Annotated in this window: 11 protein-coding genes; 2 read left to right on the forward strand and 9 right to left on the reverse strand. The window is 63.8% G+C overall.

Annotated elements, in window-relative coordinates; genetic code table 11:
* Positions 1–27 precede the first annotated feature (27 nt).
* Together GWG65_RS21915 and GWG65_RS21920 are read left to right on the forward strand one after the other, a co-directional pair.
* Complete coding sequence (locus GWG65_RS21915) at positions 28–1,593, forward strand: DEAD/DEAH box helicase (RefSeq protein WP_275197654.1); 1,566 nt, start codon at positions 28–30, stop codon at positions 1,591–1,593.
* A gap of 112 nt (positions 1,594–1,705) precedes the next feature.
* Positions 1,706–2,773 (forward strand): GGDEF domain-containing protein, encoded by a 1,068-nt coding sequence (locus tag GWG65_RS21920; protein ID WP_275197655.1) that lies wholly within the window; start codon positions 1,706–1,708, stop codon positions 2,771–2,773.
* Between the two features lie 129 nt (positions 2,774–2,902).
* On the opposite strand, the gene GWG65_RS21925 is transcribed toward GWG65_RS21920, so the two are convergent.
* The 9 genes from GWG65_RS21925 to GWG65_RS21965 all read right to left on the reverse strand — a co-directional run bounded on the left by GWG65_RS21925 (position 2,903) and on the right by GWG65_RS21965 (position 11,806).
* Positions 2,903–3,367, reverse strand: a complete 465-nt coding sequence (locus GWG65_RS21925; protein WP_275197656.1) for a TfoX/Sxy family protein — start codon at positions 3,365–3,367, stop codon at positions 2,903–2,905.
* Positions 3,368–3,534: 167 nt separating this feature from the next.
* Positions 3,535–3,876 carry an iron-sulfur cluster assembly accessory protein gene (locus tag GWG65_RS21930; protein ID WP_038970205.1) on the reverse strand — a complete coding sequence of 114 codons (342 nt, stop codon included), beginning with the start codon at positions 3,874–3,876 and terminating at the stop codon, positions 3,535–3,537.
* A 125-nt stretch (positions 3,877–4,001) separates the two neighbouring features.
* Positions 4,002–4,373, reverse strand: a complete 372-nt coding sequence (locus GWG65_RS21935) for an SUF system Fe-S cluster assembly protein (protein WP_007591551.1) — start codon at positions 4,371–4,373, stop codon at positions 4,002–4,004.
* Positions 4,370–5,617: a cysteine desulfurase gene (locus tag GWG65_RS21940; RefSeq protein ID WP_275197657.1), complete on the reverse strand. Its 1,248-nt coding sequence runs from the start codon at positions 5,615–5,617 to the stop codon at positions 4,370–4,372. The genes GWG65_RS21935 and GWG65_RS21940 overlap by 4 nt, the downstream gene beginning before the upstream one ends.
* Positions 5,614–6,915 carry a Fe-S cluster assembly protein SufD gene (gene sufD / locus GWG65_RS21945; protein WP_275197658.1) on the reverse strand — a complete coding sequence of 434 codons (1,302 nt, stop codon included), beginning with the start codon at positions 6,913–6,915 and terminating at the stop codon, positions 5,614–5,616. Before sufD ends, GWG65_RS21940 begins: the two co-directional genes overlap by 4 nt.
* Before the next feature lie 11 nt (positions 6,916–6,926).
* Entirely contained in the window at positions 6,927–7,679 is a 753-nt protein-coding gene (gene sufC, locus GWG65_RS21950; protein ID WP_275197659.1) for a Fe-S cluster assembly ATPase SufC, read from the reverse strand.
* 129 nt (positions 7,680–7,808) lie between these two features.
* Complete coding sequence (gene sufB / locus GWG65_RS21955) at positions 7,809–9,305, reverse strand: Fe-S cluster assembly protein SufB (RefSeq protein WP_275197660.1); 1,497 nt, start codon at positions 9,303–9,305, stop codon at positions 7,809–7,811.
* Between the two features lie 116 nt (positions 9,306–9,421).
* Entirely contained in the window at positions 9,422–10,561 is a 1,140-nt protein-coding gene (locus GWG65_RS21960) for a cysteine desulfurase family protein (protein ID WP_275197661.1), read from the reverse strand.
* Between the two features lie 51 nt (positions 10,562–10,612).
* The gene (locus GWG65_RS21965; protein WP_275197662.1) at positions 10,613–11,806 is read right to left on the reverse strand and encodes an acyltransferase family protein; all 1,194 of its coding nucleotides are present in this window, start codon (positions 11,804–11,806) and stop codon (positions 10,613–10,615) included.
* Between the last annotated feature and the right edge of the window lie 50 nt (positions 11,807–11,856).

Here is an 11,856-nt window from a genome sequence, read left to right on the forward strand (position 1 = left end):
CGAACGGCGGTTTCGACCAGAGGCTCAATGTCTTTTACCCATCTCGGACTATCCGAAAAAGTCCTCGCCGCAGTGGCGGCCACAGGTTACACCACCCCAACCCCCATCCAGGAACAGGCGATCCCCCACGTCCTCGCGCGCAAGGATGTGCTCGGCATCGCCCAGACAGGCACCGGCAAGACTGCAGCCTTCGTGCTGCCGATGCTCACCATTCTCGAAAAGGGTCGCGCCCGCGCGCGCATGCCGCGAACCCTGATCCTGGAGCCGACCCGCGAGCTCGCGGCGCAGGTCAAGGAGAACTTCGACCGCTACGGCGCCGGCCAGAAGCTCAACGTTGCGCTCCTGATCGGCGGCGTTTCGTTCGGTGACCAGGACGCCAAGTTGACGCGCGGCGTCGACGTGCTGATCGCAACCCCCGGCCGTCTGCTCGACCATACCGAGCGTGGCGGTCTCCTGCTCACCGGCGTCGAACTGCTCGTCATCGACGAAGCCGACCGCATGCTGGACATGGGCTTCATTCCCGACATCGAGCGCGTCTGCAAGCTCGTCCCGTTCACGCGGCAGACCCTGTTCTTCACCGCGACCATGCCGCCGGAAATCCGGCGCATCACCGAGACCTTCCTGCACAATCCGCAAAAGGTGGAAGTTTCCAAGCCCGCCACCACCGCCGTCACAGTCACGCAGTGCCAGGTCCCGGCCGGGCGCGAGGCGCATGAGAAGCGCGAATTGCTGCGACGCCTGCTGCGCGAGGCCAAGGATCTCAAGAACGCGATCATCTTCTGCAATCGCAAGCGCGAAGTCGCCGTCGTTCACAAATCGCTCCAGAAGCACGGCTTCAGCGTCGGCGCCCTGCACGGCGACATGGACCAGTCGGCCCGCACGGCGGCGCTCGAACAGTTCCGGAAGGGCGAGCTACCGCTGTTGGTGGCCTCCGACGTCGCCGCCCGCGGCCTCGACATCCCTGCGGTCAGCCACGTCTTCAATTTCGACGTCCCCCACCATCCCGACGACTATGTTCACCGCGTCGGCCGCACCGGCCGCGCGGGCCGTAGCGGCATGGCGATTTCGCTCGTGACGCCGCTCGACCAGAAGTCGATGGTGGCGATCGAAAAGCTGATCGGCCAGAGCATTCCGCGCGCCGAAGGCGACTTCGAGGTACACGCCGGCACGTCCGAACAGAGCGAGCGTCCGCGCGAGTCGCGTGGGCGGGAACGCGATCGCTCCCGCGGCGGACGCGGCAAATCGCGTCGCGGCCACGAGCCGCGTGGCGAGGCACCGCAGCCCACCGAGGCGAGACCCTCGGTCGACGCCAGGCCTGCGGCCGACACAAGGCCTGCGGCCGAAGCGCGGCCCGCACGCGAGGCAAGACCTGCTCGCGAAGAACGGCCCGCGCGCGAAGCACGGCCGCCGCGTGAAGCACGGCCATCATCCGAGCCGCGCGGCGGCTCGCGCCAACAGGCCAATCCGCCCCATGTGCCGTCGATCGGCCGTCCCGAGCCGCGCCGCCAGCGCGAAGCCGATTCCGAGCCTGGCGATCACTCGCATCTTCCGGCATTCCTGCTGCGGCCGGTTCGCTCACCGGCGGGCGCCTGAACGCTCCAGCGAGCGGCCGTTTACCGGCCGTTCACGATCGTCCGTTAGCCTACGAACATAATTTAAGTATTGCAGCGATCGGCGGCGCACCGGTCGCCGTGGGGAATGTTCAGTGGTCAACGTGCTCGATGAACACGAACGCACGATGGCGTTCGCCGAAGTGGCGCTCGGTCAAATCCGCTCGCTCCGGCAAACCGCAATCCCCCGCAATTACGAAATCTGGTACGTCTACGCCACCGGCTACAACGCCCCGCTCAACAAGATCATCAACGAGACGTTGGCGCGCAGCGGCAAGCTGTCCGAAGCCGATCTCGAGCAGATCTACGAGACCTATCTCTCCCACATCAAGACCACCGATCGCATCGACAAGGTGGGCGCGCGCGTCATCGGCGAGATCGACGACGTGATGAAGGTGCTGAGCGACGCGCTCGGCATGACCGGCTCCTACGACGCCAACCTGTCGGGCGCGACCGAAAAATTGTCGTCGGCCAAGAGCCGCGAGCAGATCAAGGCGGTCGTCGAGAGCCTGGTGCGCTCGACCAGCGAGATGCGCGAGACCAACAAGGCGCTGGAAGACCGGCTGACGCTATCGAAGAGCGAGATCAGCAATCTCCAGCACAGCCTCGAGGCAATCCGGGCCGAGAGCCTGACCGATCCACTCACGGGCCTGGGCAATCGCAAATATTTCGACCGCATGATCGGCATGGCCGTGCAGAGCGCGCTTGCAAGCGGCGAGCCGCTGTCGCTGCTGCTGTTCGACATCGATCACTTCAAGTCGTTCAACGATTCCTATGGCCATCTCACCGGCGACCAGGTGCTGCGCCTGGTCGGACTGTCCATGAAACAGACCATCAAGGGCCAGGACATCACCGCGCGCTATGGCGGCGAGGAGTTCGCCGTCCTGCTGCCCAACACCGCGCTGCGCCAGGCCCTCACGGTCGCCGATCACATCCGCCGCGCCGTAATGGCGAAGGAATTGAAGAAGAAATCGACCGGCGAGATCCTCGGTCGCGTCACCATCTCCGTCGGCGTCTCCATGCTCAAGCAGGGTGACGACACCGACGCGCTGATCGAACGCGCGGATGCCTGCCTCTACGCCGCCAAGCGCAACGGCCGCAACCGCGTGATCTGCGAAGCCGATCCGGAATACGCGATCGAGACCCACAACCGGGTGGCGTGACGTTTCCTGCACAAGCGCACGACCCTCATGGTAAGGAGCCGCAAAGCGGCATCTCGAACCATGCAGGCCCCGCTCTCACCGGCGGCCATCCTTCGAGACGCGCGCAAGAGCGCGCTCCTCAGGATGAGGTCAAGCGCTCCGCTTGGCTGGCTTGCGAAGCGGGCTTGTGCTGGCCTTCTTCGGCGCTTTCGCAGGCTTGGCGGCCTTCTTCGTCGGCTTGTTCACTGCTTTCTTCGCCGTACTCTTCGCCGTGTTCTTCGCTTTGGGCCGCTTCTTCACCTTGGCGCGCCCGGCGGCGGCGAGAGCCGCCCTCGCCCATTGCGCAAGCTCCTCGGAATCGTCGAACAGCCGCGCGGGCAATTGCCAGTACGAGTTCACCGTGACCGTCTTGGCGCGGGTCTGGTACTGGAACGGCTTTGAGCCTTCGGCCTCATAGCCCGGGATGGTCTGCTCGTCGGCGCGGAAGAACAGGCCGGCGCGCAAGGCGAGCGCGAAGTTGATGCCGTCGGCGGAGATGCCGTAGCCGGAAAACATTTTTCGGATGGTGACGGGGCCGAAATCGGCGAAGAGGTCGATCAGGAATTCGCGGTCCATGAGGGGCTTCCCGGAGCGAGCAGGCGAGCCTTCATACCACCGCCGTCATTGCGAGCGAAGCGAAGCAATCCAGACTGCCGCCGCAGAGACAGCCTGGATTGCTTCGTCGCATCCGCGCAAAATTGCTCCGCAATTTTGTCGCGAGCTCCTCGCAATGACGGGGAGAACTACCCGTCGATCTTCGCCGGCCGCAGTTCGACCGACTCGCCGCAGCCGCAGGCGGAGATCTGGTTGGGGTTGTTGAAGACGAACTGGGCCTGCATCTTGTCGGCCTTGTAGTCCATCTCGGTGCCGAGCAGGAACAGCACGGCCTTGGGATCGACCAGGATCTTGACGCCCTTGTCCTCGACGACCTCGTCGGTCGGGCGGACGTCATGGGCGTATTCGACCGTGTAGGATTGCCCGGCGCAGCCGCCGTTCTTCACGCCGACGCGCAGGCCCACGATCTCGGAATCGGCGCGCTGGGTCAGCTCGGTAATTCGCTGCGCGGCAGCGTCCGTCAGCCGCATCACCTGCGGGCGGGGCCGCTTCGGCTTGACTGGAGCTGATGATACCTGGGTCATGTCTGTTATGTGGTCCGTTCGGATGCGATTTCAATCCAGCAAGTTCAATGCCAACGCGCGTTTCGCCGCACTTACCACATGTTAAGCACGAGGCGGGCCTCGTCGCTCATGCGTTCGGGCGTCCAGGCCGGTTCCCAGACGACCTTGACGTCGACCACGCCGACACCGGGGACGCTGGCAACCGCGTTCTCGACCATGGTCGGCAGCTCGCCGGCGGCCGGGCAGTTCGGCGTCGTTAGCGTCATCTGCACGTCGACGGAGCGGTCGTCCTTGATCTCGACCTTGTAGATCAGGCCGAGCTCGTAGATGTCGGCCGGAATTTCCGGGTCGAACACGGTCTTCAGTCCGGCAATGATCTCGGTGGTGAGACGCTCGGTCTCCTCCGGCGGCAGCGCCGACTGGGTTTCCATCGGATTGGCTTTGATTTCGGCCGTATCACTCATGCGAACATATCCCGCGCCTTCAAAAGCGCCTGAACCAGATGATCGACTTCTTCCCGCGTATTATACATGCCGAACGACGCCCGGCATGTGGCGGTTACGTTGAACCGCTCTAAAAGCGGCATCACGCAATGGGTGCCGGCGCGCACCGCGATGCCCTGGCGGTCGATCACGGTGGCGACGTCGTGGGCATGCGCGCCCTTGAGCTCGAACGAGATCACCGGGCCCTTGCCCCGCGCCGTGCCGATCAGCCGCAGCGAGTTGATTTCCCGCAGCTTCTCCTGGGCGTAGGTGACGAGGTCGTGCTCGTGCGCGGCGATGCGCTCCTTGCCGATCGAGTTGACGTAGTCGATGGCCGCGCCGAGGCCGACGGCCTCGACGATCGGCGGAGTGCCTGCCTCGAACTTGTGCGGCGGGTCGCCATAGGTGACCCAATCCTTCGCGACCTCGCGGATCATCTCGCCGCCGCCGTTGAAAGGCCGCATCGCGACGAGGTGCTCGTGCTTGGCATAGAGCGCGCCGATGCCGGTCGGACCATAAACCTTGTGACCGGTGAACGCGTAGAAATCGCAGTCGAGGTCCTGCACGTCGATGGGCAGGTGCACCGCGCCTTGCGCACCGTCGACCAACACCGGAATGCCGCGGTCGTGAGCCAGCCGCACGACCTCCTTGATCGGAACGAACGTCCCGAGCGCGTTCGACATCTGCGTGATGGCGACCAGCTTGGTCTTCGGCGTCAGCAGCTTCTCGAACTCGTCGATCAGGAAGTTGCCTTCGTCATCCACGGGCGCCCATTTGATCACTGCGCCGTGGCGTTCCCTGAGGAAATGCCAGGGCACGATGTTGGAATGATGCTCCATGATCGAGAGGACGATCTCATCGCCCTGCTTGATGTTCGGCTCGCCCCAGGACGACGCCACGAGGTTGATCGCCTCGGTGACGTTGCGGGTGAAGATGATCTCCTCGGTGCGGCTCGCATTGACGAACTGCGCGACTTTTGCCCGCGCGCCCTCGTAGGCCTCCGTCGCGGCATTGGCGAGGTAGTGCAGGCCGCGATGCACGTTGGCGTATTCGGATACATAAGCCTGCGTCATGCGATCGAGCACGGACTGCGGCTTCTGCGCGGAGGCAGCGTTATCCAGATAGACCAGCGGCTTGCCGTAGACCTTCATGGCGAGCGCCGGAAAGTCCTGGCGCACGCGCGCGACGTCATAGGCTCCGTTCTTGACTGCAGGATGCGTGCTCATGACCGCCGCTCCAGCCAGCGCTCGGCGATGCCGATCACGTGCTCGCGCAGATTATCATCGGCGATCTGCTCGATCGCCTCGCCGACGAAGGCCTGGATCAGCAGCGCCTGGGCCTGCTTCTCCGGCAGACCGCGTGCCTTCAGGTAGAACAGCAGGTTATCGTCGAGCGCGCCGGCGGTGGCGCCGTGGCCGCAGGAGACGTCGTCGGCAAAGATCTCAAGCTCGGGCTTGTTGTCGGCTTCGGCTTCATCGGAGAGCAGCAGCGCGCGGGTCATCATCTTGCCGTCGGTCTTCTGCGCGTCGGGACGGACGATGATGCGGCCCTGGAATACCGAATGAGCCCGATCGTCGACCACGGCGCGGAAGATCTCGCGGCTGACGCAATTCGGCACGGCGTGATCGACCACCAGCGTGGTGTCGCCATGCTCGGTCTTCTGCAACAGGTTGACGCCATTGATCGAGAGTTCGCTGCCCTCGCCTGCAAACATGATGAAGCCTTGGAGCCGACTGACCGCAGCGCCGCTGGTCATGTTGAAGAAGTTGACCTTGGTGTTGGCGCCGACGGTGACGAATTGCGAGGTGATGTTCACCGCGTCAGGCGCATCGTCCAGCAGGCGGATATGCGCGACGTCGGCGTCGTCGCCAATCGAGACGATGACGGCATCATTGACCTGGTAGGCCTTGGCGCCAGCGACAAAGCTCTCGATGATGGTGGCGCGGGCACCCTTCCCGATCGCGACCTGCGAGCGGGTGAAGGCCGAGGCCGAATCAGTAGTCGCGACATGAATGATCTGGATCGGCGCAGACAGCTGAGCGCCATCCGCAATCGACAGCACGACACCATCGCTTGCCATGGCCGCGTTGAGGGAGATCACGGCATCGACCGCCGCAGTCTTCAGGAGACCGGCGTCTTTCTCCAATGTCTCTCGCAGAGTTTTGAAGCCCACCTCGGAGGCGAGCGCCTTCACGTCGGACAGACCGGCCGCGAACACGCCATCGACCAGCACCAGTTTGCGCGCGCCGGCGACCGCATGCGCCTTCACGGCGTCGGCCGCGCTCGCCAACGCCGCGGCATCGGGCGCTGCCGCCAGCGGCAGCACCTCGCCGACCAGCGCACGCAGATCGGTGTATTTCCATTCCTCGATCCGGCGGTGCGGCAGGCCGAGACGCTCATAGGTCTCGAACGCCTCGCGGCGGGCCGCGATCACCGCGGGCGAACCCGGCAGCCGGCCTTCGGCGCTGGTGAAGAGATCGCTCACCGCGCGGCCCTTTCCGGTCTTTGCCACAGCAACGTTCATTGCAAAATTCCTTACGCAGCGTCCTCGAACTGGGTGTAGCCGGACGCTTCCAGCTCAAGCGCCAGTTCCTTGTCGCCGCTCTTCACGACGCGACCACGCGACATCACGTGCACGAAATCAGGCACGATGTAGTTAAGCAGCCGCTGATAATGGGTGATGACGACCATCGCGCGCTTGGGCGAGCGCAGCGCATTGACGCCATCGGCCGCGATGCGCAGCGCGTCGATGTCGAGGCCGGAATCCATCTCGTCGAGGATGCACAGGCTCGGCTCGAACAGCGCCATCTGCAGCACCTCATTGCGCTTCTTCTCGCCGCCGGAGAAGCCGACATTGACGCCGCGCTTGAGCATGTCTTGCGGGATGTTCAGCGCCTTCGAGACCTCGCGGACCTTCCTGAGGAAGTCCGGCGTCGAATATTCGCTCTCGCCGCGCGCCTTGCGCTGTGCGTTCAGCGCCGTGCGCAGGAACGTCATGGTGGCAACACCGGGGATCTCGACCGGATACTGGAACGCCAGGAACACGCCCTTGGCGGCGCGCTCATCCGGGTCCATCTCCAGGAGGTCCTCTCCTTTGAACAGGATCTGGCCGTCCGTGACTTCATAGCCGGGCTTGCCGGCGATGACGTGCGAGAGCGTCGACTTGCCGGAGCCGTTCGGCCCCATGATGGCATGCACCTCGCCCTCGTTCACGGTCAGCGTCAGCCCGTGGAGGATCTCACGCTCCTCGACACGCACCTTCAGGTCTTTCACTTCAAGCAAAGCCATTGTTCTGTTCCATCTATCCCCTCGTCCTGAGGGGCGCTGAAGGCGCGTCTCGAAGGATGAGGCCAACAATCTTTCGGATGCCATCCTTCGAGACGGCCGCTTTGCGGCCTCCTCAGGATGAGGCCGGAGCTAACCGACCGATCCTTCCAGCGAGATCGAGATCAGCTTCTGCGCTTCCACCGCAAACTCCATCGGGAGCTGCTGGAGCACGTCCTTGACGAAGCCATTGACAACGAGGCCGACGGCTTCCTCCTGGGAAAGCCCGCGCTGGACGCAGTAGAACAGCACGTCCTCGGAGATCTTCGAGGTCGTCGCCTCGTGCTCGAACGTCGCCGACGAGTTCTTGGCCTCGATGTACGGCACGGTGTGCGCGCCGCATTTGTCGCCGATCAGCAGCGAATCGCAGGCGGTGAAGTTGCGCGCGCCGGTCGCCTTGCGATGCGCGGTGACGAGACCGCGATAGGTGTTCTGCGACGTGCCGGCGGCGATGCCCTTGGAGATGATCCGGCTCGACGTGTTCTTGCCGAGATGGATCATCTTGGTGCCGCTATCGACCTGCTGATAGCCGTTGGAGATCGCGATCGAGTAGAACTCGCCGCGGGAATTGTCGCCGCGCAGGATGCAGCTCGGGTACTTCCAGGTGATGGCGGAGCCGGTCTCGACCTGGGTCCAGGAAATCTTCGAATGGTTGCCGCGGCAGTCGCCACGCTTGGTGACGAAATTGTAGATGCCGCCCTTGCCTTCCGAATTGCCGGGATACCAGTTCTGCACCGTCGAATATTTGATTTCGGCATCGTCATGCGCGACGAGTTCGACCACGGCGGCATGCAACTGGTTCTCGTCGCGCTGCGGCGCGGTGCAGCCTTCGAGATAGGAGACGTAGGAGCCCTTGTCGGCGATGATCAGCGTGCGCTCGAACTGACCGGTGTTGCGCTCGTTGATGCGGAAATAGGTCGACAGCTCCATCGGGCAGCGCACGCCCGGCGGCACGTAAACGAACGAGCCGTCGGAGAACACCGCCGAGTTCAGCGTCGCGTAGAAATTGTCCGACGTCGGCACCACGGAGCCGAGATATTTCTGCACCAGCTCGGGGTGCTCGCGGATCGCCTCCGAAATCGGCATGAAGATCACGCCGGCCTTCTTCAGCTCCGCCTTGAAGGTGGTGGCAACCGAGACCGAATCGAAGACAGCATCGACCGCGATCTTGCGCCGGGCCGGATCTTCCTCGCCTACCTTCGGCTCGACGCCTTCGAGCATGGCGACTTCGCGCAAGGGAATGCCGAGCTTCTCGTAGGTCTTGAGAATCTCCGGATCGATCTCGTCGAGCGAGGTGATCGTCTTCTTCGGCTTCGGCGCTGCGTAATAATACAGGTCCTGGAAGTCGATCTTGGGATAGTCGACGCGCGCCCAGGTCGGCTCGGTCATGGTCAGCCAGCGCCGATAGGCTTCGAGCCGCCACTGCAGCATCCAGGCGGGCTCGTTCTTCTTCTCGGAGATGAACTTGACGGTCTCTTCCGACAGTCCCTTGGGGGCCTTGTCGGACTCGATCAGGGTCTCAAACCCATAACGATATTGGTCGACGTCGATGCGCTTCACGCGCTCGACCGTCTCTTGTACGGCTGGCATTCCATCCTCCGCTCGCGGTTTCAAGGACCGCGGTGGATCATCAAACTTGGACGACTATTACGATGTTTCTTGGCGCGAAGCACGCGCTTAGAACCGTTCAAGGCGTGTTTCGTCGCTTAGCCCTTAAGTAGGGTATTCCCGAGCTTTCGCCAAGCCTCTAACGCCCTATTGATGTCCGCTGGTCCCGTGGACCAGCCCAGACTGAGGCGCACCGCTCCCTGGGCGGTGGCGGGATCGAACCCCATGGCCGAGAGCACGTGCGACGGCTGCACCTTCCCGGAGGAACAGGCCGAGCCTGAGGACACCGCGACCCCTTCGAGGTCGAAGCCAATGACGGCGGTCTCAGCCTTCAAGCCGAGTGCCGTGAACAGCGTGGTATTCGGCAACCGCGCAACATCCTGCGAGAAGATCGTCGCCCCGGCAATCGCCCGCAGATCATTTTCCAAACGATCTCTGAGGGTTGTCATCCGCTCCGCATCCTCTGGCAGAGCCACAAGCGCCGCTTTCACCGCTGCACCAAAGCCGGCAATACCAGCGACATTCTCGGTCCCTGCCCGCCGACCGAGCTCCTGCCCGCCGCCGCGCAGCGCCGGTTCCAAGCCGGTAAGCCCCTCAGCCACGACCAGCGCGCCGACCCCCTTGGGACCGCCGATCTTATGCGCAGAAAAGGTTGCAAGGTCCGCGTCTATAGCTTTGATATTGAATGGTATTTTTCCAAGCGCCTGGATCGCATCGACGTGCAGGAGGCCTCCAGCCTCGTGAACGATCCGTGCGGCCTCGGCGATGGGCTGAAGCGCGCCGGTCTCGTTGTTGGCCGCCATGACGGAAACCAGCGCTGGCGGGCCGCCGCCGAGCAGTTCCTTCAGATGTCCGAGATCGACCACGCCTGACCGCGTCGCCCGGATCTGCCCGACCGCATCGGCCGGGAACCGCCGTCCAGCCAGCACCGAGGGATGCTCGACCGCCGACACCAGGAGCCGCTGCACCGGGCCGCCGGACGGCCCTTTGAGCCGAGGCGAGAGCGCCAGCGCATTGGCCTCGGTCCCGGCCGAGGTGAAGACAACGTTCCGCGGCAAGGCTCCGACGGCGCTCGCAAGCGCCGCGCGGGCCTCTTCGACCAGGCGCCGGGCCTCCCGCCCCTCGGCATGGACCGAGGACGGGTTTCCGATGAGATCGAAGGCGGCGACCATCGCCGCCCGCGCCTCGGAGCGCAGCGGCGTGGTCGCGTTCCAATCGAGATAAACGCGGGTCGGCATGCCGCCCTCTTAGCACCTTTTGTCCTTGCGCCAATCGGAAGCCGGTTCGCATCAGGCCGGCTGCTGCTGCGCGATCGCGGCCGAGCGGCGCCGCTCCATCCGCAAACCGAACAGCGGCCGCAGCCAGGCGATCCGCCGTACCACCTCATAGGTGACCACGCAGGTAAGCGCGGTGCCGGCAATGACGACGAAGGCCTCGCTTCCGGCCCACAAACCGCTGCCCTTTAGTGCGTGCGCGATCACGATGATCGCGGTCTGGTGCACGATGTAATAGGGAAAGATCGCGTCTGTCAGGTAGCGGCGCACGGCGCCTTCGGCGGTGAAGTGGCGCCGCGCAAAGCCCAGCACAGCGGCCATCGCCAGCCATTGATAACAACCATACGCCAAGCTCGCGAACCACCTCAGCATCGACGACGGCTCGAACAGGCCGGCACGAAGCAGAATGAACACGACGAACAGGCTTGTGGCGACGGCGAGCGCAATCCACCGCTGACGTTCGATGTCGCGCCAGATGCGGCCTTCTTTCGCCAGCAGGAAGCCAATCAGGAACGCCGTCGCATGGTCCGCATGGTTGTACCAGTCGCCGAACAGCGCGTGCGTCGACGGGAAGGCCGGGAACAGGAACAGGCGCCAGGCCGCAAACAAAAGGCACGGCAGGACCAGCAGCCCGGGTCCGGTGAGCACGAAAGCCAGTCTCGCACCGAGCCGATCGGCCAGCACCGGCCACAGCCAGAGCACGCCGACCAGCGCGACGGTGTAGACCCACAGATAGACCACGAACCAGAGATGGTTCCAGGTCGGCAGCACGATGCAGGGGTTCGGGCAGAATTGCGCGCCGAACGCCAGATAATGCCGGAGGTAGAAATCGGCGAAGCCAGCGGGATAACCGAGGCTCTCAACGATCTGGAGGTAGGACTGCGGCGGCACGATCACGAACATGCCAAAGATCAGTGGGATCAGGAGCCGTGCAGAGCGCGCGCCGACGAAGGCACCGAGGTTGTACTTGCCCAGCATGAAGCGGGTGGCGACGCCGGAAACCAGGAACAACAGCGACAGCCGCCAGGGATTGATGACCAGCATCAGGGGCTCGAGCCAGCTCAGCCGGTGCACGCTCTTGATGTGAAATCCCCAGGACACATAGAGCATGCCGACGTGATAGAAGATCAGAAGCCCGAAGGCTAAAATCCGTACCCAATCCAGATCGATGCGCCGTTCCGAGGTCGAGAATTGCTGTGGTGTTGACATGGTTTTCTGCTCCTTGAGGGGACGCCAAACACGGTTCTTCGGCCATGGCT

It is taken from the genome of Bradyrhizobium sp. CSA207 (assembly GCF_029051685.1).
Taxonomy (GTDB): domain Bacteria; phylum Pseudomonadota; class Alphaproteobacteria; order Rhizobiales; family Xanthobacteraceae; genus Bradyrhizobium.